Genomic DNA, 24795 nt, shown 5'->3' with positions numbered 1-24795 from the left:
CCGACCTCATGGCACTGCCGCCGCGAGCGTGCCGGCCGGCGTCCAGCCGCCACCGAGCGCCTGGAACAGGCTGCTCGCCGCCAGCAGCTTGTTGAGCCGCACCGTCACGAGGTTGAGTTCAGCCGTGAACAGCGTCTGCTGTGTCTGCAGCACCGTGATGAGATTGACCGTGCCGCCGCGCAGCTGCGTCTCGGAAACCTCGAACGCCTTGCGCGAGCTCGCCACCACGTCGGACTGCAGCCGCTCCTGCAGCGTGTACTTCTGCAACGCGATCAGCGCCTTCTCGACATCGGCGAAGGCCGACAGCACCGCCTTGCGATAGGCCTGCAGGTTTTGCAATTGCTGGCCCTTGGCGAGCTTGAACTGGCTCTCCAGCAGGAAGCCGTCGAACAGCGGCTGGGTCAGCCCGGCGGCGAGCGTGTAGTACCAGGCGCCCGGCGCAAACAGCGAGGCGAGCGCCGCGCTCTGGAAGCCCGTGGTGCCGGTCAGCTGGATCTGCGGAAAGAACGCCGCGCGCGCCGCATCGACGCTGAAATTGGAGGCCGCGAGCTGCGCCTCGGCCTGGCGGACGTCAGGCCGCTGGTAGAGCAGTTCCGACGGCATCCCCGGCGTGATGCGCGGCACCGAGATCTGCGTGGTGCTGCCGCCGCGCACCGCGAAATCAGCCGGCGCGCGCGCCACCAGCAGCGCGAGCGCTGCGGTGTTCTGCCCCAGCGTCACCTCGAGCGGCGGGATCGCCGCGCGCTGCGTAGCGACCAGCGCCTCCTGCTGCGACAGGTCGAGCTGCGAGGCGGTGCCGCCGGCGAACTGCGATTTGATCAAAGCCAGGATGCGCTCGGCCGCCGCAAGATTGCGCCGGGTGGCCTTGATCTGGTCCTGCGCCGCCAGCACCTGGAAATAGGTGTTGGCCACCGTCGCCATCGTGGTCAGCGCGACCACTTCGCGATTGTAGCGGGCAACCGTCGCGCTCTCTTCCGACGCCGACAGCGTCGCGCGGTTCTTGCCCCAGAAATCGACGATGTAGCTCGCGCTGAGCCCCAGACTGTACTGCGAGAACGTCCCGCTGCTCCCGCCGAGCAATGAACTCGATCCCGTCGCGACCTTCTGACGCTCGGCATTCGCCGATCCCGAGATCGACGGCAGCAGCGCGGCGCCGGACACGCCAGCCTGCGCGTCGGCCTGCACGATCTGGGCGATCGCCACCGCGATATCGAGATTGTATTGCTGCGCGGATTCCATCAGCCCGGTCAGCTCGGGCGAGTGGAAGCCGCGCCACCAGGCGAGCGCCGGAACGGCGGCGTCGGCATCGCCCTTGGCCGCGGCGCGATAGCTTGCCGGCACTTCGAGACTGAGCTCGGGCTTCTCCACCCCGGGAATGCAGCCGGTCAGGCCAAGGCTCAGACCAAGGCTGAGGCCGCCGAACGCGGCCACGCGCCGAAACCGGAACGGTTTCCGCAATATTCGAAGACTATGCAACGCTGCATCTGTCGGCATTTACTCGCCCGGTTGAAGTGAAGAGCCCGGCATCCGCACGGCGCCGCCGCGGCGGACGCGCAGGGCCCACAAGCGGAACCGGTCGAGATAGAGGTAGATCACCGGCGTCGTGTAGAGCGTCAGGACCTGGCTCAGGATCAGGCCACCGACGATGGCGATGCCGAGCGGCTGCCGCAGCTCGCCGCCGTCGCCCATCCCGATGGCGAGCGGCACCGCACCGAGCAGCGCGGCCATCGTCGTCATCATGATGGGACGGAAGCGCAGCAGGCATGCCTCCTTGATCGCCTCGAGCGGCTCCAGCCCGCGCCTGCGTTCCGCGTCCAGCGCAAAGTCGATCATCATGATGGCGTTCTTCTTCACAATGCCGATCAGCAGGATGACGCCGATCAGCGCCATGATACTGAACTCGGTCTTGAATGCCATCAGCGCCAGCAAGGCACCTACACCTGCGGAGGGCAGTGTGGACAAGATGGTCAGCGGATGGACATAGCTCTCATAGAGCACGCCCAGCACGATGTAGATCGTGACGATCGCGGCCAGGATCAGGAACGGCTGGTTGCTGAGCGAGTCCTGGAACGCCTTCGCCGAGCCCTGGAACGTGCCGCGGATCGTGGCCGGGACGCCGATCCGGTTCATGGTCGCCTCGATGCTGCCGACCGCGGTGCTCAGCGACACGTTCGGCGGCAGGTTGAACGAGATGGTGTTGGCGACCAGGAGGCCCTGGTGGTTGACCGCAAGCGGCGTCGCGCCCTGCTTGAACGCCGCCACCGCCGACAGCGGGATCATGGTCTCGCTGTTGGTCGAGACCGCCGATCCGGTCGAGGCCACGCCCTTCCCGGTCGAACCGATCGAATTGGTGGCCTGGTTGCGCGCGGCCTGGGCATTGGCCGAACTGGCCGCGCTCGAGGCTCCCGGCGCCACCACGGTGCCGGCCACCGCGTTGGTCGATTGCGAGCCGCCGACCGATCCGCCCGACGTGCTGATGTAGACGTCCTTCAGCGTCTCGGGGTTCTGCCAGTAGCGCGGCGCGACCTCCATGATGACGTGGTACTGGTTGCGCGCGACATAGATCGTCGACACCTGACGCTGGCCGAAGGCGTCGTAGAGGGTGTTGTCGATCTGGCTGACGGTGATGCCGAGCCGGGCCGCGGCATCGCGGTCGATCACGAGGTCGGATTCCAGCCCCTTGTTCTGCTGGTCGCTGTTGACGTCGGCCAGGTTCGGATCGCGCTGCAAGGCCGCCGCGATCTTCGGCGTCCAGTCATTGAGCTCCTCCAGCGTCGATCCCTGCAGCGTGTACTGATACTGCGCATTCGAGGCCCTGCCCCCGACCCTGATGTCCTGCACCGCCTGCAGGAACAGGCTCGCGCCGGGCACCACCGCCATCTCGCGGCGCAGGCGTGAAATCACCCCATCGGCGCCGATCTTGCGCTGGTCGAGCGGACGCAGCGAGACGAACACGAAGCCGGAATTGGTCTGACCGCCGCCGGTAAACCCGACCACCGTCTCCACCGCCGGATCGCGCTTGATGATGCCGACGAACTGCGCGAGCTTCTGCTGCATCAGCTGGAACGACACGCTCTGGTCGGCCTGGATCGAGCCGACCAGCCGCCCGGTGTCCTGCTGCGGGAAGAAGCCCTTCGGGATCACGTCGTAGAGATAGAAGTTGAGGCCGAACACCGCCGCCAGAATCAGCATCACTGACAGCGGATGCGCCAGCGCCGCGGTCAGCGTCCTGCGGTAGAAATTCAGCATCGCCTCGAAGAAGCGCTCGCTGGCCCAATAGAGCCGGCCGTGGCCGCCGCGGTCCGGCTTGAGCAGCACCGCGCACATCATCGGGGTGGTCGCCAGCGAGACCGCGAGCGAGATCAGGATCGAGATCGAGATCGTCATCGCGAATTCGCGGAACAGCCGCCCGACGATGCCGGCCATCAGCAGGATCGGAATGAACACCGCGATCAGCGAGATGCTCATTGACAGCACGGTAAAGCCGACCTCGTTGGCGCCCTTCAGCGCCGCTTCGAGCGGGCTCAGGCCCTCCTCGATGTAGCGGGTGACGTTCTCCAGCACGACGATGGCGTCGTCGACCACGAAGCCGGTCGCGACCGTCAGCGCCATCAGCGACAGATTGTCGAGGCTGTAGCCGATCAGGTACATCGCCCCGAAGGTCGCCACCAGCGACACCGAGACCGCCACCACCGGAATGAGGGTGGCGCGCAAATTGCGCAGGAACGCGAACACCACGATGATGACTAGCATCACCGCCAGGACCAGCGTCCGTTCGACGTCGCGGAGCGAGGTGCGGATGGTCGTCGAGCGGTCGACCGCCAAGCCGATGTCGATCGCCGGCGAAATCGAGGCCTGCAATTGCGGCATCAGCCCCTTTACCAGGTCGACGGTACTGATGATGTTGGCGTTCGGCTGCCGGTAGAGGATCAGCAGCACCGCCGGCTTGCCGTTGGCGAGCCCGGCATTGCGCAAGTTCTCGACGCCGTCGGCCACCTCGCCGACATCGGAGAGATGAACCGGGGCGCCATTGCGGTAGGCCACGATCAGCGATCGGTAGTCGTCGGCCTTGTTAGCCTGGTCGTTGGCATAGACCTGGTAGCGCTGGTCGCCGACATCGATGCCGCCCTTGGGGCTGTGGGCGTTGGCGCTCGACAACGCCGCGCGGACGTCTTCCAGACCGATGCCGTATTTGTAGAGCGCTTGCGGGATCAGATCGACGCGCACGGCGGGCAGCGAGCTGCCGCCGACCACGACCTCGCCGATGCCCTCGACCTGCGACAGCTTCTGCGCCAGCACCGTGGAGGCGGCATCATAGAGAGCGCCGCGGGTCAGCGTGTCCGACGTCAGCGTCAGGATCAGGATCGGCGCGTCGGCCGGGTTGACCTTGCGGTAGGTCGGATTGCTGCGCAGGCTGGTCGGCAGATCGGCCCGCGCCGCATTGATTGCGGCTTGCACGTCCCGCGCCGCGCCGTTGATGTCGCGATTCAACCCGAACTGCAGCGTGATCCGGGTCGAGCCGACCGAGCTCGACGACGTCATTTCAGTCACATCGGCGATCTGGCCGAGATGCCGCTCAAGCGGGCTGGCGACCGTGGTCGCGACGTCCTGCGGGCTGGCGCCGGGCAGCGTCGCCTGTACCGAGATGGTCGGAAAATCCACCTGCGGCAGCGGAGACACCGGCAGCTTGAAGAATGCGACGAGGCCCGCTGCCGCAAGCCCCAACGTCAACAGCGTGGTTGCGACCGGCCGGCGGATGAAGGGCGTTGACGGATCCATGGCTCAACGCGACCCGCTCGCCTCGCCGACCTCGTCCGCCCGCCCGGCAAACCGCAGCGCCAGGCGATCGAACCAGAGATAGATCACCGGCGTCGTGAACAGTGTCAGCAGTTGGCTCACCAAGAGACCGCCGACGATCGAGATGCCGAGCGGATGCCGAAGCTCGGAGCCGGCGCCGCTGCCGAGCATCAGCGGCAGTGCGCCGAGCACGGCTGCCATCGTCGTCATGATGATCGGCCGGAAGCGCAGCAGGCAAGCCTGGTAGATCGCCTCCCGCGGCGGCTTGCCCTCGTTGCGCTCGGCATCGAGCGCGAAGTCGATCATCATGATCGCGTTCTTCTTCACGATGCCGATCAGAAGGATGATGCCGATGATCGCGATGATGGTGAGGTCCTGGCCGGCCATCATCAGCGCCAGCAACGCGCCGATGCCGGCCGAAGGCAGCGTCGACAGGATCGTCAGCGGATGGATGAAGCTCTCATAGAGCACGCCCAGCACGATATAGACCGTGATGATCGCAGCCAGGATCAGGAACAGCTGGTTGGAAAGCGAGGACTGGAACGCCAGCGCCGCGCCCTGGAAGCTCGTGATCATGCCGAGCGGCTGGTTGATTTCGGCCTGCGCCTGCTTGATCGCGGTCACCGCCCCGCCGAGCGAGGCGCCCGGCGCCAGGTTGAACGAAACGGTTGCCGACGGGAACTGGCCGAGATGTGAGACCTGCAACGGCGCGGTCTCGACCCGCATCCTGGCCATGACGGACAGCGGCACCGGCGTCGAGCCCACCGATGACGGTAGATAGATCGACGACAGCGAATCCAGCGAGTTCTGCAACGACGGATCGGCCTCGAGGATGACGCGGTACTGGTTCGAATTGGTGAAGACGGTGGAGACGATGCGCTGGCCGTAGGAATCGTACAGCGCGTTGTCGATCGTCGCCGGCGTGATGCCGAACCGCGCGGCCTGGTCGCGATCGATGTCCACGAATACCGAAAGTCCCTGTGCGGAGATGTCGCTGGTGACGTCGCTGAGCTCCGGCAATTCCCTGAGCTTGTCGACCAGCTTCGGCGTCCATTCCGCGAGTTCGTTCGGGTCGGCGTCTTGCAGGATGAACTGATACTGCGTGCGGCTCACGGTGCCTTCGATGGTGAGGTCCTGGACCGGCTGCATGTAGAGCGTGATGCCGGTCAGATCAGCCGTACTGGCCTTGATCCGGTTCATGATCGTCGCGACGCCGGCCTTGCGCTGCTCGTGCGGCTTCAGATTGATCAGGATGCGGCCGCTGTTGAGCGTGGTGTTTGTGCCGTCGACGCCGATGAACGACGACAGGCTCTCGACGTCGGGATCCCTGAGGATCGCGCTGGCGAGCCGCTGCTGCCGCTCGGCCATCGCCGCATAAGACACCGATTGCGGCGCCTCCGAGATCGCCTGGATCACGCCGGTGTCCTGCACCGGAAAGAAGCCCTTGGGGATGACCACGTAGAGCAGCGCCGTGAGACCAAAGGTGGCGAGCGCGATCAGCAGTACGAACGTCTGGCGGTCGAGCACCCAGTTGAGCATCCGGCCGTAGATCGCGATGACGGCGTCGAAGCCTTCCCGGCTGAGCCGCTGGAAGGTGTTCTCGCGCGTCGTACTCTCCGGCTTCAGCAGTTTTGCGCAGGCCATCGGCACCAGCGTCAGCGACACCACGGCGGAGATCAGGATCGTGACCGACAGCGTGATGGCGAATTCGCGGAACAGGCGGCCGACGACGTCGCCCATGAACAGCAGCGGGATCAGCACCGCGATCAGCGACACCGTCAGCGAGATGATGGTGAAGCCGATCTGCTCGGAGCCGCGCAGCGCCGCCTCGAGTGGAGATTCGCCCTCCTCGATATAGCGCGAGATGTTCTCGATCACGACGATGGCGTCGTCGACCACGAAGCCGGTCGCGATCGTCAGCGCCATCAGCGACAGATTGTTCAGGCTGAAGCCGAACAGATACATCGCCCCAAGCGTGCCGACCAGCGACAGCGGCACCGACAGGCTCGGGATCAGCGTGGCGCGGGTCGAGCGCAGGAACACGAAGATCACCAGCACGACCAGGATCACCGCAAGCGCCAGCTCGTATTCTACGTCGCGGACCGAAGCCCGGATCGTCACGGTCCGGTCGGTCAGGATGTTGAGGTCGATCGCCGCCGGCAGCGTCGCCTGCAACTGCGGCAACAGGTCCTTGATGCCCTGGACCACCGAGATCACGTTGGCGCCGGGCTGGCGCTGGATGTTGAGGATGATCGCCTGCGTCTCGTTCATCCAGGCGCCGAGCTTGTCGTTCTGCGCGCCGTCGACGACGTTGCCGACGTCGCTGAGGCGGACCGGCGAGCCGTTCTTGTAGGCGATGATCAGCGAGCGGTAGTCGCTGGCATTGCGGATCTGGTCGTTGGCATTGATGGTGTAGGCGCGCATCGCGCCGTCGAAATTGCCCTTCGGCGTATTGACGTTGGCGTTGCCGAGCGTGGTGCGGAGATCGTCGATGTTCAGCCCATAGGCCGCGAGCTTGCGGATGTCGGCCTGGATGCGCACCGCGGGCCGCTGGCCGCCGCTGATGCTGACGAGGCCGACGCCAGGCAACTGCGAGATCTTCTGCGCCAGCCGGGTGTCGACGAAGTCCTGCACCTGGGTCAGCGGCATGGTCTTCGAGGTCAGGCCCAGCGTCAGGATTGGCGCGTCAGCAGGATTGACCTTGGCGTAGATCGGCGGCGCCGGCAGGTCCGACGGCAACAGGTTGCCCGCGGCATTGATCGCGGCCTGCACCTCCTGCTCGGCGACGTCGAGCGAGATCGACAGGCCGAACTGCAGCGTGATGACAGATGAACCGGCAGAGCTCACCGAGCTCATCTGGTTCAGATTCGGCATCTGGCCGAATTGCACCTCGAGCGGCGCCGTCACCGACGACGTCATCACGTCCGGGCTTGCCCCCGGATAGAAGGTCTGCACCTGGATGGTCGGATAATCGACTTCCGGCAGCGCTGCGACCGGCAGGAATCTGAACGCCAGCATGCCCGACAGCATGATGGCGATCATCATCAGGGTCGTCGCCACCGGCCGCAGGATGAATGGCCGCGACGGGTTCATTTCGTCTGCCCGTCCGCGGAACCCTTATGGTCGCCGCCTCCCGGCTTGTCGGCAGCAGCGCCGCCTCCCTTCGCCGCCCCATTCGTCGCGCCCTTGGCTGCGCCGGCCGGGCTCGCGGCATCGGCGGCGGAGCGCACCACCACCTTGGCGCCCTCGCGCAGCTTGTCGGCGCCGTCGATCACGATGCGATCGCCGGGCACAAGCCCTGAGAGCACCTCGACGCGGTCGCCGTCGGTGACGCCGATTTTCACCGGCCGCACCGAGACCGTGCTGTCGGCGTTGACGAGATAGACGAAGGTGCCGGGGACGCCGCGCTGGATGCCGGCGGTCGACATCGTCGTGGCATCCTTGTGGGTATCGAGCAGCAGGCGGATGTTGACGAACTGGTTCGGATAGAGCGTGCGTTTCTCGTTCTCGAACTGGGCGCGCAGCTTGATCGTGCCGGTGGTCGCATCGATCTGGCTGTCGAAGGTCTGCAGCGATCCCTCGGCGAGCTTGTTGGCGCCGCTGCGGTCATAGGCCGCCGTCGGCAGCACCGCGCCGTCCTTCAACCGCTTCGCGACCGCCTGCAGATTGTCCTCCGGCAGCGTGAACAGCACGCTGATCGGCTCGAGCTGCGTGATCACGACAAGGCCGTTGGTGTCGCCCGGCGTCACGTAGTTGCCGAGGTCGACCTGGCGCAGTCCGACCCGCCCGTTGATCGGCGAGACGATGCGACAATATTGCAGATTCACTTCGGCCGATTTCACCGACGCGCGGTCGGCCTCGACCGTGCCCTGATACTGCGCGACCAGCGCGACCTGGGTATCGAGCGTCTGATGCGGCACGGCGTTCTGCGTGGCGAGGTTCTGGTAGCGGGTGAGATCGACCTGGGCGCCCTTCAGCTGCGCCTCGTCGCGCGCCAGAGTGCCCTTGGCCTGCGCCAGCGTCGCCTCATAGGGACGCGAGTCGATCTCGGCGATCAGGTCACCCTTCTTGACCTCATCGCCCTCCTTGAAATCGATCTTCATCAGGTAGCCGCTGATCTGGCTCCGGATCGTCACGGTGGCGAGCGACGTCACGGTGCCGAGCGCATTCAGGCTGACGCCGATGTCGCCCTTGCCGACGGCCTCCGGCACGATCGACATCGGCCCGGCGTTGCGCCCGCCGCCGGCCTGCGGCGGCGCGGCCTGCTGCCGCGTCCACCAGACGATGCCGGCAAGCACCGCCAGCACGACACACCCGGTCAGAAACCCTCGCCCGCGCGACGGCCGCCTGGTTTGCTCGGGCGCCACAATCGACGGGTCTTTGACATGCTGGTCCATAAACTTGCCCACGAAGAAACACGAACGAGCTCGCGCCGCTCTATGTGTCCCCTGAAGTTCGCGCGCGCCACATCCGAGGAAGCATTTTGAACGCTTCGGTCGGACAAAGCGCGTTAAGAATCGGAAAGGATAGCCCTCCTTCCCGATCGGCCGCTGTTTCTCGCTGGATTGTGGCTATTTTACCCGATCATCTGTAGCCAGGGCAACACGATCAGCAACAATCCGGCAAAGTAGATTACGCCGAAGATCAGCCCGAACTTCCAGAAGTCGCCTTTGCCGATATAGCCGCTGCCGTAATACATCGGCGCCGGTCCCGTGGCGTAGGGCGAGATCACCCCCATCAGCCCGAGCGAATAGACGCACAGCAGCATCAGGGTCTGCACCGACAGGCCGGGAATGCTGGAGCCGACGGCGAGCACCACCGGCAGCACGGCGGCGGTATGCGAGGTGATGCTCGAGAAGAAATAGTGGATCCAGAAGAAGAATGTGACGAGCAGGATCATCCCGACCAGCGGCGACGTCCCTGCGAGCGGCTTCGCATAACCCTCGGCCACCCATTTGATGAAGCCGATCTCGTTGAGACCCGACGACAGCGTGAGCAGCGAGGTGAAATAGAAAAATACCTCCCACGCGCTCTTCTCCGCGACGATGTCCTCGAACGCGATCACGCCTGACAGCAGCATCAGCGAGATCACGACGAACACCACAGTGGTCGCGTTGATGAAGTTCGAGCCGAGCAGCGGCACGCTGATGTTGGGATTGGAGCCGCAGATCCACAGGAACATCGCGAGCAGCACCAGCACCGCCATGATCCATTCGTGCCGCGACGGCGGCCCCATCTTGGCGAGCTCGCCCTCGCTCCAGGTCACGATCTCCGGGCTCTCCTTGATCTCGGGCCGGCAGATGACGTAGCTCAGCAGCGGCACCAGCAGCAGCAAGAGGATACCCAGCGGCGCGAAGCCGATGAACCATTGCGACCAGCCGACCTCGATATTGACGAGCTTCTTGGCGATCGACAGCGCGGCGGCGTTCGGCGCCAGCGCGGTCAGAAACAGCGAGCTGGTGACGGCCGTGGTCGCAAATGCCGTCCACATCACGAAGGTGCCGATCTTGCCCGCGGTCGGGCCGGGCTCGGAGCCGTAGATACGCGGGATGTTGCTGACGATCGGATAGATGGTGCCGCCCGAACGCGCGGTGTTGGAGGGCGTCGCCGGCGCCAGCACCAGATCGGAGAACGCCACCGCATAGCCGAGCCCGATCGTGCGGCGGCCGAGCCCGCGCACCAGGAGCAGCGCCAGCCGGCGGCCGAGCCCGCTCTTGCGGTAGCCGATCGAGAACACGAAGGCGCCGACGATCAGCCACACAGTGCTCTCGGAAAAGCCGGCGAGCATCCAGCGCAGCGACTTGTTCGGGTCAGGCTCGACATAACCGCCGACGCCGGCGACCGTGAGGCCGATCAGGCCGACAGCACCGACCGGCATCGATTCGAGGATCAGCCCGGTGATCACAGCGGCGAACACCGCAAAATAGTGCCACTGATTGGCGTTCAGCCCTGATGGCACCGGCACCAGATAGATCACCAGCCAGACCAGCAACGGCGCAAACGTCCGCCATGACGACTTCATGCAGCGTCCCCCTCACCTGTGTCGATTGTCAGGCGCGCAAGCCGCCATGTCCCGGGCGTCGGCGCCATCTTTTTGCGGCAATGTAGCATGGCCGCGCAGTCCGTCTCGGGAAACTGCGGCGGAATGGCGCGGCTTGTGGAGGAACCGGCGCGTTTCGTCAACACGTCGCGACCCCGTGGCCGGCCCCATCGCAAGTCCGCCCGTGCTTTGCTATCTTCGCCCGCATGACCGCACGCGACTCCGCCTCTTCCGAGATCACACCCGAGGTGCTGCTGCGCGCCTATGCCTGCGGCATCTTCCCGATGGCCGAGAGCGCCGACGATCCGACCCTGTTCTGGGTCGAGCCCGAATTGCGCGGCGTGATTCCATTCGACGGCTTCCGTGTCGCCTCCCGCCTGGCGCGCACCGTGCGCTCGGATGCGTTCAGCGTCACCGTCGATACCGCGTTCAAGGCCGTGATCGCCGGTTGCGCGGCGCCGCAGCCCGGCCGCGACGACACCTGGATCAACAAGCGGATCCGCGATCTCTATCTCGGGCTGCACGCGTCAGGCCATTGCCACAGCGTCGAGGTCTGGCAGGACGACAATCTGGTCGGCGGCCTCTACGGCGTCAGCCTCGGCCGCGCCTTCTTCGGCGAAAGCATGTTTCACACCACGCGCGACGCATCGAAGGTCGCACTGGTGCATCTGGTGGCACGATTGATCGCGGGCGGGTTCGAGCTGCTCGACACGCAATATGTGACCGAGCATCTGAAGACGTTCGGTGCGGTGGAGATTTCGCGCCGCCGCTATCGCGCGCTGCTCGACAAGGCGATCGCAGGCGAGCCGGCGGATTTCCGCAAGCTCGACACGACGCAGCCGGTCAAGGGGGCCGAGGCGCTTTCGATCATCGCCGCGCGCAATTGATCTCGCGGCGGATGTAGCCCGGATGAAGCCAACGGGTCGCGCAAACGCGCGCCCGATGACAGGCTCCGCGCAATCCGGGACGACGCTATCCGCGCAGAAAGAACCCGGATTTCGCTAACGCTCCATCCGGGCTACACAGTGCCAATCAGTTTCCGAACAAGCCGCCGAACAATCCGCCCGGCCGCTGCTGCTGGGGCGGCGGAGGTGGCGGCTGCTGCTGGTATTGCGGCAGCGGTTGCGGCGGCGGACGCGGCGCAGCCTGCTTCGGCGGCGCGCGCTTCTGGGCCGGCGGCGGAGGCGTCGGCGCCTTGGGTGGATCGGGCGCGGCGGTCACGATGGTCTGGTCCGGCCCTTTGCAGTCGGTCAGCCAGATGTCGTAGATCGGATGCTCGACGCCGTGCAGGCCGGGGCTCGCTGCGAACATCCAGCCCGAGAAGATCCGCTTCACCTCACCCTGCAACGTGATCTCGTCGACCTCGACGAATGCGTCGGTGTTAGCGGCTTCCGTCGACGGCCTGGTGTAGCAGGCATCGGTCTTCACCCGCAGCGCGCCGAACTGCACGGTCTCGCCGATATCCTCGTCGAAATTGATGATGCGCCCGGTGATCTTGTCGAGGCCGGAGAAGCTCGCCTTCTTGTTAGTGATCTTGGTCGACGGTGGCTCCTGCACGACCTCGTCGCCCGGCTGCAACGCGGCCGGCGTCTGCGGCGCCGCGCCCTTGGCGGCAGGACGCTGCCCCGGCGCCGGGTTGGCTGCGGGCGGTGTGATGGCAACGGCGGGCCCACCGGGCTGCGGCGGCTGCACCGCAACTCCGGGCGGCGCGACCGTGCTGCCTGGCGGCGGTGCCAAAGGCTGCGACTGCACATTACCGGGCGGCGGCACCGCCTGGCCCGGCGGCAACGCCCGCGGCTGCGTCGGCAACAGGCGGCCGCGCGGCAATTCCGGCACTTCCTCGTCGTCGTCGCTGGGCGGCGCCACCTGGCCACGCGGAATCGAGCCGGGCGGACGCGGCGCGGGATCGGAGAAAATCGTTCCGATCTGCGCGCGCGCGGGCGGCGCAAGCGAGATGGTTGAGGCGGCGACCAGGGCCGCAAAGCCAGTCAGGGCAATGGTTCGAAGCATCTCGCGGGCTTTAAAAGGCGAATCGGGCTCGCGACAGTCTACCTTGATATCGGCCGCTCGCAGGCCACCGGTTAACACGCCGAATACGGCGGGGAAAGGGCGCCCGGAGGCCCGTCCCCGGGCTGCCGGCCAGGCACAGGTCACCCCTCTAGTCACTCCTGGGAACACGTGTGATAGTCCTCACGCTGAAGGCGCGCGGCACCGCGCGAAAACCTGAGAAAATCCGGATCGAACCGGACCAGCCAGAGGAAACCCAAACATGCCAGATCGCATCAGGCTCGACGGCCGGGTTGCCGTCGTCACCGGGGCTGCCGGCGTCATCGGAACCGCCACGCTCCAGTTGCTCGCCGAACGCGGGGCCCGGATCGTCGCAGTCGACCGCAAGGGGGCCGATCTTGCGGCCGCCATCAAGGACCTCCCCGCCTCGGCCGAGGCCCTCGCGATCACCGCGGACGTCACCGATGAGGGCGAGGTCAGGGACTATGTCCGCGCCGCCGTCGACCGCTTCAGCACCATCGACGCCTTCTACAACAACGCCGGCATCGAGGGCGACATCAGGCCGATTCCTGAGTATTCGCTGGAGAGCTTTCGCCGGGTGCTCGACGTCAATGTCGTCGGCGTCTTCCTCGGCATGAAGCATGTGCTGCCTGTGATGCTGAAGCAGAACAAGGGCAGCATCATCAACACCGCCTCGATCGCCGGCCTGATGGGATCGCCGATGATCGCGGTCTACAGCGCCAGCAAGCACGCGGTGATCGGGCTGACCAAGAGCGCGGCCTGGGAATGCACCGGCACCGGCGTGCGGGTCAATTGCGTCTGCCCCGGCATGATCGAGAGCCGGATGCTGAGCACCATCCTGCAGGGCCGTTCCGGCGGCAACGCGCCGCCGCCGGTCGAGAAGATCGTCGACCGCATCCCGGCGCGCCGGCTCGGCCTCGCAAGCGAGGTCGCCTCGATCGTCGCTTTCCTCGCTTCCGACGAGGCGAGCTACGTCTCCGGCTCCGCCTACACCGTCGACGGCGGCCGCACCGCCGCCTAGGACCCGTTGTCATTCCGGGGCGATGCGCAGCATCGAACCCGGAATCTCGAGATTCCGGGTCTGGTGCTAACGCACCATCCCGGAATGACATCACCAAGCATCACAACAAGGTTTGCCGCCTATGCCCGTCGTTCTCGATCCCGATGCCGCTGCCGTCTACAAGGCTTTCCAGGAGGCCGGCCGCCCCGCCTATGAATCGCTGACCGCACCGGAAGCGCGCGACTATTATCGCGCCGCCCGCATCGTCTCCAATCCCGAGCCGCCGGCCCTTGAATCGAGCAAGCCGCTTGCGATCCCGGCGCCGCACGGCGCGATCCCGGCCCGCATCTACACACCGAAGACGCTGCGCAGGAAGGATGGGCTCGCGCCGTGCCTGGTGTTCTTCCACGGCGGCGGCTGGGTGATCGGCGATCTCGATACCCATGAGGTGGTTTGCCAGAAGCTCGCCCATGAGGGCGAACTGATCGTGATCTCGGTCGATTACCGGCTGGCGCCCGAGCACCGCTTCCCTGCCGCGGTGGACGACGCCGTCACCGCGACCAAATGGGTCGCCGCCAACGCTGGCGATCTCGGCATCGATGCTGCGCGCCTGATCGTCGGCGGCGACAGCGCGGGCGGCAACCTCGCGGCGGTGGTTACCCTCACCGCCCGCGACGGCGGACCAAAGCTCGCCGCCCAGCTGCTGGTCTATCCGGCCACCGATTTCTCGCGGAAGCATCCCTCGCATCGCGAGCCCGAGACCAGCATCCTGTTGACGCATTCGGTGATCGGCTGGTTCGGCGACCATTACCTCGGCGGTGCCGACAACAGCGACTGGCGCGCCTCGCCCGCGCGCGCGAAAGACTTTGCCGGATTGCCGCCGGCCTATGTGCTGACCGCCGGCGCCGATCCGCTGCGCGACGAAGGCGACGAGTACGCCAAATTCCTCAAGGACGCCGGCGTGCCCGTCACCTACCGGCATTTCCCCGGCCAGTTCCATGGCTTCTTCACCATGGGCAAGCTGCTCAACCAGGCCAACATCGCGGTGACCGAGATCAGCGCCTGGCTGAAGACGCTCGGCTAGCGATCCGATCCGGGCGACGCGCTTGCAGCGTCGCCCTCTCGATCGAAGCTCGGAGTGGATGGCGCGCGCAGCTTGCGGCGTTAGCGCGCCTTGAAGTTCCCCGCGCCGCGCGATAGTGCGGCCGGGCACGCTTCGCGCCACCGGGCACTCCAGCCATCGAGATCGTCTTGTTCACGCCCATCCTCGTCTACGGTATCCCGCTCGAATTCATCCTGTTCGCGCTGACGCTGCTCGGCGTTGCGATCTTCCATCACCATACGCTCGCCGTGGCGTTGACCGGCCTTGCCACGATCGTCGCCTACAAGCTGATGTTCACGGGCTTCGCAAGGTTCGGCACGGGCCTGCCCGGCCTCGTGCACCAGATGGAGCATGAGTGGGTCACGCTCGCGAACCTGTTCCTGCTCCTGATGGGATTTGCGCTGTTGTCGCGGCATTTCGAGGAAAGCCGCATCCCGGACGAGATGCCGGCGCTGCTGCCCGATGACTGGAAAGGCGGACTGATCCTGCTGGTGATCGTGTTCGTGCTGTCGGCTTTCCTCGACAATATCGCGGCGGCGCTGATCGGCGGCACCGTCGCGCGTTCCGTGTTCCGCGGCCGAGTCCATATCGGCTACCTCGCGGCCATCGTTGCCGCATCCAATGCCGGCGGCGCCGGCAGCGTCGTCGGCGACACCACGACCACGATGATGTGGATCGACGGCGTCAGCCCACTCACCGTCGTCGACGCCTATGTCGCGGCCATCGTGGCGATGCTGGTGTTTGCGGTGCCGGCCTCGTTGCAGCAGCACCGCTATTCCCCGATCGTGAAGAACGCGCCGTCCGGTCTCGCGATCGATTGGTCGCGGGTTGCGATCGTCGCGGTGATCCTGCTCGCCGCGCTCTCGGCCAATGTGACCGCCAATCTGAAATTCCCCGCGCTGCTCGATGCGCTGCCCGTGCTCGGGCTCGCGGTCTGGGCCGCGATCCTCGTCACCTCCCTGCTGCGGCGGCCGGATTGGTCGGTGATGCCCGAGACGTTCAAGGGCACCGTGTTCCTGCTCGCGCTGGTGACGGCGGCCTCGATGATGCCGGTGGAGACGCTGCCGGCCGCATCATGGCAGACCGCACTCGGGCTTGGCTTCATCTCGTCGGTGTTCGACAACATTCCGCTGACCGCGCTGGCACTTGGGCAAGGCGGCTACGATTGGGGCTTCCTCGCCTACGCGGTCGGATTTGGCGGATCGATGGTCTGGTTCGGCTCGTCCGCGGGCGTTGCGGTGTCCAACATGTATCCGGAAGCCAAGTCGCTGGTCCGCTGGATCACCCAGGGCTGGCCGATCATGGTGGCCTACGTCGTCGGCTTCTTCGTGATGCTTACCCTGCTCGGCTGGCATCCCGACGCGCCGCACTGACGCAAATGCAGAGTCCGCCATGCTGCGACGCACAATTTGATTGCTTCAAACTTGTGGAAAAGCGAGACAAATCCGTTGACATTGCTAAACTCCATTCGCCGTAACAACTTATGGAGCGTTCGCATGAGTGTCAGTGCAGAAGTCCTCGCCCGCGCCCCGCTGGAACAGTTGCAGAGCGAAGTCGACACGATGACTTCGCCTCGACCACGCAGCAACGTCAGACCTCTCTCACCGATGCCGGACTACGTCGAGCACCGCAACGGCGTCAACGAGGTTGGCAAGCTATCGGCCGAGGCGGTCGTGCGCGAATACGAAGCGGCGGTCAAAGAGATCGAGGCCCTTGGAACGGAACTGCAAGCGGCTGCCAAGAACTGTGAGGCAATGGTGGCAGGCGTCCATGAGATGATCGCGGAAATCAAGGAGTTCGCCGCGGGTTACCGCGACCAGGGCAAGCGTTTCTTCCTGCAGATCGAAGCCGTTTCGTTGATGACCACGGAAGTCAGGAATACCTGCGAAGCACTCAAGAAGAAGATCGCGACCGACACATTGGGCAATTGATATTTCGGCTCGGGCACGTTTCGTGCTCAGCCATCCGTGAATTCTTGGGCGTGCATAGGTGAAGGCCTGCGCTATTCCGGCGCGGCGGAACCGTTAGTTCTATTCGAGACCAAGTCGTTCGGGATTAAGTCGTTCAACATCAAGTGATTCAACATCCGGCCCCGCTTCGGCGGGGCCTTTGTGCTGCGGTGAACTCTGCGCGCGGCGTGTCCGCGACTGGGCCGGATCTGCGTCGATGACCGGCTTAACGCACGTCAGGTGCGCGCTCAGTCATGTCCATTGCCGGAGGCAAGGCTGAAATCGGGGACCAGCGGTCGCTGAAATCCCTGGCCGGAAGCGCTTCCGCGTCGGAGACGACAACGCCCTCGGTCCGGGGCAGGTGCGACCTGATCGTCGCGGCGGTTGCAGTGACAGCCAGCAGGGTGACGGCCACGAACCCGGTAATCGTTCGATGCTTTGTCATGTGGAACCTCCTCGGGTCCGCAACGCCCCACCTAACGTGGGTCACAGGAACCTTCGCGCCGGTTCATCGGTGCAACGACTGAATGAATCGCGTGAGATCGGACAACGAGCTTGTCCCAAACTCAAATTGCCGCTGCCGGCAGCGCCGCTGAGCTAGGCGACGGCCCCTCATCGGCAGCCGCGTTGGCTTCGCCGCTCGAATGATCACCGTTCTTTCCAACAACGCGCCGGGGTTCCGCGCGTCCACCACCTACCCGGCGCGCGATGCCCGGCGCAGCGATTGCGGCGGCTGGCCGAAGGCGCGGATGAAGGCGCGGCGCATCCGCTCCGGATCGCGGAAGCCGGTGATCTCGGCGACGCGCTCGATCGCCTCGCCCGACGACTGCACGCGCTGTCGCGCCACTTCGATCCTCAGCCGCTCCACCGCTTTCGATGGCGTCGTGCCGGTCTCCGCGATGAAGGCGCGGGTGAAATGCCGCGAGCTCATCCCGGCCTTGTCGGCGAGATCCTCGACCGTCAGCGGCGCGTCGAGATGCTCGCGCGCCCAGGCGAGCAGCGGCCCGAACCGACCGTTCGGCGCCTTCAATTCCAGCAGCGAGGAAAACTGCGACTGCCCGCCGCTGCGCCGATGATACAGCACGAGCTGCCGCGCGGTTTTCTGCGCGACCTCGTCGCCGTAGTCTTCGGTGATCATGGCGAGCGCGAGATCGATGCCGGCGGTGATGCCGGCCGAGCTCCAGATGTTGCCGTCGCGGACGAAGATCTGGTCCGGCTCGAGCTTGACCTTCGGATAGGTCTTCACGAAATGCGGCGTGCGCTGCCAATGCGTGGTGGCACGGCGGCCGTCGAGCAGGCCGGCCTCGGCCAGCACATAGGCGCCCGAGCAGACGCTGGCGACGCGGATGCCGCGGCTCGCCATCCGCCGCACGAATGACAGCGTGATCGGACACGTCGCCGGCGCGCGCACGCCGTTGCCGCCCGCGATGATCAGCGTCATGATCGCCGCCGACGGCTTGAAGCCGCGCGCCAGCATCTCGACGCCGGACGAAGAGCGCACCGGCCCGGCCTTCAGCGCGATCGTCTTGATATCAGGCGGATTGTTGGCGAAGCGCGCCGCGATCTCGAACGCCGCGATCGGGCCGGCTGCGTCGAGCAGCTGGAAGTCGGGAAAGATCAGGACGCCGATCATCTGCCAAATCCTCGCAATGCCGAATACCGGGAGATGGCGTCGACGTCCGAAAATGAGGGAATTACGCCATTTTGGACAGGAGGCCACCATGGCATCGTGGTTCCGTCAAGCGCTATTTGGAGACCTCCGATGTCCGACCCCCTGCAGATTGGATTGCTCGTCTTCCCGAAGGTGACCCAGCTCGACCTGACCGGCCCGTTGCAGGTGTTCTCCTCGGTCCCCGGCGCCAAGGTGCATCTGATCTGGAAACGGATCGAACCCGTTCCGACCGACTCCGTCATGATCCTGACGCCGACCACGACCTTTACCGACTGTCCGCAGCTCGACGTGATCTGCGTGCCCGGCGGGTTCGGCACCGACGACATGGTCGGCGACGAGGAGATGCTCGGCTTCCTGCGCAGGCAGGCCGAAGGAGCGAAATACGTCACGTCGGTTTGTACGGGCTCGCTGGTGCTCGGCGCCGCCGGTCTGCTGAAGGGCTATCGTGCCACCACGCATTGGAGCGCGATCGATTTCCTGTCGGGCTTCGGAGCCATCCCGACCAAGACGCGCGTCTGCGTCGACCGCAACCGTTTCACCGGCGGCGGCGTTACGGCCGGCATCGATTTCGCGCTGACGCTGGTGTCCGAACTCGTCGATCGCAAGACCGCGGAAGCGATCCAGCTCAGGCTCGAATACAACCCGGCCCCGCCGTTCAATGCCGGCTCACCCGATACCGCGCCGGCCGAGATCCTCGCCTTCATGAAGGAGCGGATGGGACCGGCACACGCGCGCCGGGGCGAATTGATGAGCCGCGCCGCGGCACGGCTGTCCTGACCCGACCGTGAGACCAAAAAGATCGTGAGACAAAGAAAAAGGCCGCCCGGTTTCCCGAGCGGCCCTTCCTGTCTCACGGCAGCCTCACATTTGCGGGCGATTTCCGGACGTCTGCACCGGGGGCCTATCTCCCGGCCGCATCCAACTCGGAGGCCGCTGCTCATCGGGACAGTCGCGATCTGGAGCCCGATCCGACGCGATGGTTTCCCATCTCCGTAAGATGGCTTCATTGAGCCGCGAAGGCGCGCACAGCGCAAGCGGACAGCATCGAATGCGGCGCACCTGTCCCCGCTGTTACCGTTGTCCACAGGCGCGCTTGCGCTGCCACAGGCCCGTGTGCGACGCACGCGCGGTGTTACGCGCCCACACATCCGAAACAACAATGCGTGAAGCTCAGCTTCCCGGCGTCCAGGCGTGATAGTCGCCGGTCGCCTTGGGGCGGCGGCCGCTCGCCAGCGTCGAGCCGGACGGACGGTAAGCCTGCGCGGTGCCTGTCATGTTCGGCAGATGCGGCTTTTCCCATTCCCGCGGCGCGTACTTCTCCTCGGTCGGGGGCACATCAACGGTGTGATGCAGCCAGCCGTGCCAGCCGGCCGGAATCCGGGACGCTTCGGCATAGCCGTTATAGATCACCCAGCGGCGCTCGAAATGCAGCGTCGGATCGATCTCGCCACCCTTGGTCCGGTAGTAGCGATTGCCCTGCTCGTCCTCGCCGACCAGCTCGCCGTAGCGCGAGGTCCAAAATTGCGTGCCAAAGGTCTGGCCGTTCCACCAGGTGAAGAATTTCAGCAGGAATTGTTTCATGCGTGGCCGGTCGTCGGTTCGAGGCAGTCCGGCTCTGATGCCACCTGAATCTCCAAATGTCCAGCCGCCGCCAAGGTAGCCCGGCACTCCCGGAAGAGACCGGGTTGCGGGACCGTTGGCGACCAAATGACGCGGTCACGAGGAGTTTTGTTCACCTGCCATACATGCGCCGCCGGTCAAGCAAAGATGACGGACAATCAATGTGGAACGCGGGAACGTCCGACCGCAGAGTTGGTTAGACATTGTCCGTTTTGATGGAGTCCAAAATGATCAATATGAAGGTTCTGAGCACCGCCGCGGCGCTGGCGCTTGCGCTGCCGTTGGCTGTGGCGCCGACCATCTCGTTCGCCCAGTCTGCCGCGCAGATGGGCGCGATGGGCGGTGGCGGTGGTGCTCGCGGCGGTGGCGGTGGCCATGTCGGCGGCGGCGGTGGTGGCTTTGGCGGCGGCCGTGGTGCCGCGATGGGCGGTGGCGGCGGCGGTCATTGGGCCGGTGGCGGTGGCGGCGGCGGCCACTGGGCCGGTGGTGGCGGCGGCGGTTGGCGCGGCGGCGGTGGCGGCTGGCACGATGGCTATCACCGCGGCGGCGGCTTCTGGCCGGGCGCGGTTGCCGGTGCAGTCGTCGGCGGTGCCCTCGCCTCGGGCGCGTATTACGGCGGCTACGGCCCCGGCTACTATGACGACAGCTACGGCTATTACGACGACAGCGCGCCTGTCGCCGTCGAGGCCGCGCCGGGCGGCGATGCGAGCTACTGCGCGCAGCGCTACAGGTCCTACGATCCGGCCTCTGGCACCTATCTCGGCTTTGACGGCCTGCGGCACCCCTGCCCGTAATCACGGCCTGAATCTTTGAGTTGGCGAAGGGCGGCGGCAACGCCGCCCTTTTTCATGTCCGCAACGCCACCGCGACGGCCGCGAACGTCACCACCAGCGCCGCGACGTCGCTCGTGCTGAGCGGCTCGCGCAACATGGCCGCTGCCGCCAGCACGCCGACGACGGGCACCAGCAGCGTGCCGATCGACGCGGTCGCCGCCGGCAACCGCTCCAGCGCCGCGAACCAGCAGACATAGCAAAGACAGAACTGGATCAGCGTCATGTAGACCATCGACGCCCAGCCGAGTTGCGACAGCGCCGCAAGCTGCGGCTGCTCGATCAGGACGCCGGCGATTGCGATCGGCACGCAGCCGATCGCGAGCTGCCAGGCGGCGAGCGACAGCGGTGGCATTGCGAGCTTGAAGGATTTGGTCAGCACCGTGCCAAGCCCGACGCAGAGCGCGCCCGCGAGCGCGAACAGCAGGCCCGGCAACTTGCCGAGGCTCGCGTCGAGGCCGCCGCCGCCGATCAGCGCCGCGATGCCGGCAAGCGCCACGCCAAGTGCGAGCGCACGCGGCAGCGACACGCGCTCGCCGAGCACCGGCCAGGCGACCAGCGCGACCCACACCGGAATCGAGATCCCGAGCACGGCCGCCTCGCTTGCCCGAAGCCAGATCAGCGCCAGGCCCATCGACGCGACCCAGCCGCCGATCGACAGCGTCGACACCAGGGCAAGCCGCAACCACATGCCGTCAGGGACGCGCAGCGTCTGTCCGCGTACGACCGCCACCAGAGCGAGTGCGATCGCGCCGACCACGCCGCAGAGCCCGCGCGACGACAGCGGCGGCCACTCCGTGAGCAGGAACTTCATGATCGGGAAATTGAGACCCCAGCCGGTCGATGCGACCACCAGGAATGCGAGACCGAGCGGTGACAGCGGGGCGCGGCCGGCGACTGGAACTGCGGTCATGGACCCGTCGTAATGTGGGCGGACAAATACAAGTGATGGCGTCAGGGCTAGCTGGAAATCTGCTTGTCAGCAAACAGCATATGCATTCTATGATACAGACTTTCCATCCAGGTTCCGCCTTAATCGGCAGACGGGCCAAGCGAGTCGACGGCACGCAAGGCCGCAGGAAGAGGATGCATCGTGCCGAGCGTTCTCGTGGTCGATGACGACCCGATGGTGTGCGTCGCCATCGAGGTGTGTTTGCAGCGCCAGGGCTTCGACGTCACCGTCGCGGATGGCGGTGAATCGGGTATGCGCGCGCTGGACAAGGCGTCGTTCGACGTCATGCTGGTCGACGTCTTCATGCCGCATATGCGCGGTTTCGAGGCGATCCGCGTCTTCCACGAACGCGCGCCCCATATTCCCGTCATCGCGATGTCCGGCTATGCCTTCGCCAATGCCGACCGTGCGCCGGATTTCCTGCGGATGACGATCGAGCTCGGCGCGTCGGCCTGCCTGCGCAAGCCGTTTACCCCGCAGGCGCTGGTTGCCGCCGTTAACGAATGTCTTGCGAAGTCTGCTCCTTCTGCTCGTCTTTCCAAATAATTGCTCGTACTAATCGTCGATGGCTTCCCAGCGTCTCATCCTCGGCAGCGGCCTTGCGATCCTTCTCGTCATCAGCGCGGCGTCGATCGGGCTGGACGTCAAGTCGCGCAGCGAGATTGATTCGGTCGATCACGCGCTCGGCATCCTCAAGCGCATTTCGGACGCGCGTTCGCTGCCGCGCGGCGTCGAGAGCGCAGCGCGCGGGTTCGCGCTGACGGGCGATACGTCCTTTGCCGACGAGTTTCGCCAGCAGAGCACCGCCCTCACCGCCGCCTTCGACGATTTGATGGCCGCGGTGAAGTCGGCCCCGGAGGAAGCGCAGCTGATCGCGGGCACCAAGGGACAGGTCGAGCGCGCCATTGCGCTCGGTGCCGAACTGATCAGGTTGCGCACGGCGGGTGACACGGCCGGCGCCGCGGCGCTGATCTCGGCGGACGAGAGCCGCGCGCTGATGGACAAGGTCGGTACGGCGCTCGACCGCCTGGTCACTGAAGAGCGCCGCCTGCTCGGGATTCGCACCGAACAGTCGAAGACCAATGGCCGGCTGTTGCTGGCGGTCGACCTTGCCGGCGTGGTGATGATCCTCCTGCTCGCGGTCGCGCTGACGCTGGCGGCCCGGCGCGCCAGCCGCGAATTGCAGGGCGTGCTCAGCGCGACCAAGGCGACCAATCTGTCGCTCGAGGGCAAGGTGGCCGAACGCACCAAGGACCTCGGCGCCGCCCTCGAAGGGCTCCGCCGCTCCACCTCGGTGATGGAAACCACCTTCCGCACCATGGCTGAGGCGGTGCTGGTGATCGACGCCGAAGGCATCGTGCTGCTCTCGAACCCGGCCGCCGAGAAGATGCTGCGCTATAAGCCCGGCATGACCGTCCGGCAGTTGCGCGCCATGAGCAACGTGTTCCAGGCCGACGGCGTCACGCCGATGCAGGCGAGCGACATGCCCTCGGCCAAGGCGCTGCGCGGCGAGGAATTCGACGGGCTGGAATTCGTCGCCCGGCCGGTGCGCGGCGCGCCGGAGATTCACCTCGTGGTGTCGGGCCGGCCGTTGCGCGACGGCGACAGCGCCATCACCGGCGCGGCGCTGATCTATCACGACATCACCGCCTCGCGCGAAACCGAGCACAAGCTGCAGCAGGCGCAGAAGCTCGATGCCATCGGCAAGCTGACCGGCGGCGTCGCGCACGACTTCAACAACATGCTGACTGTCATCACCGGCACCACCGAGACGCTGGTCGACAGCCTGCGCAGCCAGCCGAAGCTTGCGCAAACCGCCGAGCTGATCGACCGCGCCGCCGAGCGGTGCCGCGAGCTGATCCAGCATCTGCTCGCCTTCGCCCGCCGCCAGCCGCTGGAGCCGCGCACCGTCGACATCAACGGCACCGTGGTCGATATCGCCAAGCTGCTGCGGCCGACGCTCGGCGAGCAGATCGAGATCGATCAGGTGCTCGCGCCCGATGTCGCCAGCGTTCACATCGACCCGTCGCAGCTTGCCAACTCGCTGCTCAACATGGCGATCAACTCCCGCGACGCGATGCCGAACGGCGGCAAGCTGCTGTTCGAGACCAGCAACATCGTGCTCGACGACGCCTATGCGGCAACCAATCCCGACATCACGCCGGGCCGTTACGTGCTGCTCGCGGTCAGCGACACCGGCACCGGCATGTCGCACGCGGTGCAGGACAAGGTGTTCGAGCCGTTCTTCACCACCAAGGAGGTCGGCAAGGGCTCCGGCCTCGGCATGAGCATGGTGTACGGCTTCGTCAAGCAGTCCGGCGGCCACATCAAGATCTACAGCGAGGAAGGCCACGGCACCACGATCAAGCTCTATCTGCCCCCTGCCCGCGGCCAGGTCGAGGTCGAGGCGCCTGCACCGGAGCCGCCGCGGCGCGGCAGCGAGGTCATCCTGGTCGTGGAAGACGACCAGCTGGTGCGCAACTACGTGGTCACGCAGCTTGGCGCCCTCGGCTACAAGACCATTGCCGTGCCCGACGCCCGCGCCGCGCTGGCGCTGGTCGACAAGGGCGAGAAGTTCGACCTGTTGTTCACCGACGTCATCATGCCCGGCGGCATGAACGGCCGGCAGCTCGCGGACGAAGTGGCAAAACGGCGCCCCGGCATGAAGGTGCTCTACACCTCGGGCTATACCGAGAACGCGATCGTGCATCACGGCCGCCTCGACGAAGGCGTGCTGCTGCTGGCAAAGCCCTACCGCAAGGCGCAGCTCGCCAGCATGCTGCAGCAGGCGCTCGGCGAGTGATG

General features: G+C 65.9%; 19 protein-coding genes. 9 read left to right on the top strand and 10 right to left on the bottom strand.

Annotated elements, in window-relative coordinates; all coding sequences use genetic code 11:
- Window positions 1-6: 6 nt before the first annotated feature.
- From ACE103_RS19570 to ACE103_RS19550, 5 genes are all read right to left on the bottom strand, one after another.
- Window positions 7-1494: an efflux transporter outer membrane subunit gene (locus ACE103_RS19570; protein ID WP_375780759.1), complete on the bottom strand. Its 1488-nt coding sequence runs from the start codon at window positions 1492-1494 to the stop codon at window positions 7-9.
- Window positions 1495-4779 carry an efflux RND transporter permease subunit gene (locus ACE103_RS19565; protein WP_375780758.1) on the bottom strand — a complete coding sequence of 1095 codons (3285 nt, stop codon included), beginning with the start codon at window positions 4777-4779 and terminating at the stop codon, window positions 1495-1497.
- A 3-nt stretch (window positions 4780-4782) separates the two neighbouring features.
- Complete coding sequence (locus ACE103_RS19560; protein WP_375780757.1) at window positions 4783-7890, bottom strand: MdtB/MuxB family multidrug efflux RND transporter permease subunit; 3108 nt, start codon at window positions 7888-7890, stop codon at window positions 4783-4785.
- On the bottom strand, window positions 7887-9194 hold the full coding sequence (locus ACE103_RS19555; RefSeq protein ID WP_375780756.1) for an MdtA/MuxA family multidrug efflux RND transporter periplasmic adaptor subunit: 1308 nt from the start codon (window positions 9192-9194) through the stop codon (window positions 7887-7889). The genes ACE103_RS19560 and ACE103_RS19555 overlap by 4 nt, the downstream gene beginning before the upstream one ends.
- 179 nt (window positions 9195-9373) lie before the next feature.
- Window positions 9374-10819, bottom strand: a complete 1446-nt coding sequence (locus ACE103_RS19550; protein WP_375780755.1) for a DASS family sodium-coupled anion symporter — start codon at window positions 10817-10819, stop codon at window positions 9374-9376.
- A gap of 224 nt (window positions 10820-11043) precedes the next feature.
- On the opposite strand from ACE103_RS19550, the gene aat reads away from it, so the two are divergent.
- Window positions 11044-11724, top strand: a complete 681-nt coding sequence (aat, locus tag ACE103_RS19545) for a leucyl/phenylalanyl-tRNA--protein transferase (RefSeq protein WP_375780754.1) — start codon at window positions 11044-11046, stop codon at window positions 11722-11724.
- Window positions 11725-11869: 145 nt separating this feature from the next.
- On the opposite strand, the gene ACE103_RS19540 is transcribed toward aat, so the two are convergent.
- Window positions 11870-12847, bottom strand: a complete 978-nt coding sequence (locus tag ACE103_RS19540; protein WP_375780753.1) for a DUF2155 domain-containing protein — start codon at window positions 12845-12847, stop codon at window positions 11870-11872.
- Window positions 12848-13106: 259 nt separating this feature from the next.
- Between ACE103_RS19540 and ACE103_RS19535 the strand changes: the two genes are divergently transcribed.
- From ACE103_RS19535 to ACE103_RS19520, 4 genes are all read left to right on the top strand, one after another.
- Window positions 13107-13886, top strand: a complete 780-nt coding sequence (locus ACE103_RS19535; protein ID WP_375780752.1) for an SDR family NAD(P)-dependent oxidoreductase — start codon at window positions 13107-13109, stop codon at window positions 13884-13886.
- Between the two features lie 121 nt (window positions 13887-14007).
- A complete protein-coding gene (locus tag ACE103_RS19530; RefSeq protein ID WP_375780751.1) occupies window positions 14008-14949 on the top strand; it encodes an alpha/beta hydrolase in 942 nt (313 codons plus the stop codon).
- A 167-nt stretch (window positions 14950-15116) separates the two neighbouring features.
- A complete protein-coding gene (locus ACE103_RS19525) occupies window positions 15117-16340 on the top strand; it encodes an SLC13 family permease (protein ID WP_375780750.1) in 1224 nt (407 codons plus the stop codon).
- Window positions 16341-16463: 123 nt separating this feature from the next.
- Window positions 16464-16898 (top strand): hypothetical protein, encoded by a 435-nt coding sequence (locus ACE103_RS19520; protein ID WP_223967907.1) that lies wholly within the window; start codon window positions 16464-16466, stop codon window positions 16896-16898.
- A 244-nt stretch (window positions 16899-17142) separates the two neighbouring features.
- Here the strand turns inward: ACE103_RS19520 and ACE103_RS19515 are convergent, their stop codons facing one another.
- Together ACE103_RS19515 and ACE103_RS19510 are read right to left on the bottom strand one after the other, a co-directional pair.
- Window positions 17143-17361, bottom strand: a complete 219-nt coding sequence (locus ACE103_RS19515; RefSeq protein WP_375780749.1) for a hypothetical protein — start codon at window positions 17359-17361, stop codon at window positions 17143-17145.
- Between the two features lie 249 nt (window positions 17362-17610).
- Window positions 17611-18549 carry a GlxA family transcriptional regulator gene (locus ACE103_RS19510; protein WP_375780748.1) on the bottom strand — a complete coding sequence of 313 codons (939 nt, stop codon included), beginning with the start codon at window positions 18547-18549 and terminating at the stop codon, window positions 17611-17613.
- A 129-nt stretch (window positions 18550-18678) separates the two neighbouring features.
- Between ACE103_RS19510 and ACE103_RS19505 the strand changes: the two genes are divergently transcribed.
- Window positions 18679-19365 (top strand): DJ-1/PfpI family protein, encoded by a 687-nt coding sequence (locus ACE103_RS19505; RefSeq protein ID WP_375780747.1) that lies wholly within the window; start codon window positions 18679-18681, stop codon window positions 19363-19365.
- A gap of 393 nt (window positions 19366-19758) precedes the next feature.
- On the opposite strand, the gene ACE103_RS19500 is transcribed toward ACE103_RS19505, so the two are convergent.
- On the bottom strand, window positions 19759-20169 hold the full coding sequence (locus ACE103_RS19500) for an NADH:ubiquinone oxidoreductase subunit NDUFA12 (protein WP_223967911.1): 411 nt from the start codon (window positions 20167-20169) through the stop codon (window positions 19759-19761).
- Between the two features lie 266 nt (window positions 20170-20435).
- Between ACE103_RS19500 and ACE103_RS19495 the strand changes: the two genes are divergently transcribed.
- Window positions 20436-21002, top strand: coding sequence for a BA14K family protein (locus ACE103_RS19495; RefSeq protein ID WP_375780746.1), 567 nt, complete (start codon window positions 20436-20438; stop codon window positions 21000-21002).
- A 52-nt stretch (window positions 21003-21054) separates the two neighbouring features.
- On the opposite strand, the gene ACE103_RS19490 is transcribed toward ACE103_RS19495, so the two are convergent.
- Window positions 21055-21951, bottom strand: a complete 897-nt coding sequence (locus tag ACE103_RS19490) for a DMT family transporter (RefSeq protein ID WP_375780745.1) — start codon at window positions 21949-21951, stop codon at window positions 21055-21057.
- 180 nt (window positions 21952-22131) lie between these two features.
- Between ACE103_RS19490 and ACE103_RS19485 the strand changes: the two genes are divergently transcribed.
- A complete protein-coding gene (locus ACE103_RS19485; RefSeq protein ID WP_223967914.1) occupies window positions 22132-22536 on the top strand; it encodes a response regulator in 405 nt (134 codons plus the stop codon).
- A gap of 19 nt (window positions 22537-22555) precedes the next feature.
- Window positions 22556-24793 (top strand): CHASE3 domain-containing protein, encoded by a 2238-nt coding sequence (locus tag ACE103_RS19480; protein ID WP_375780744.1) that lies wholly within the window; start codon window positions 22556-22558, stop codon window positions 24791-24793.
- Window positions 24794-24795 lie beyond the last annotated feature (2 nt).

The organism is Bradyrhizobium sp. ma5, from assembly GCF_042258955.1.
Classification (GTDB): Bacteria; Pseudomonadota; Alphaproteobacteria; order Rhizobiales; family Xanthobacteraceae; genus Bradyrhizobium.
Note: the sequence above shows the minus strand (reverse complement) of the source record. Positions and strands in the feature narration are given on the sequence as shown.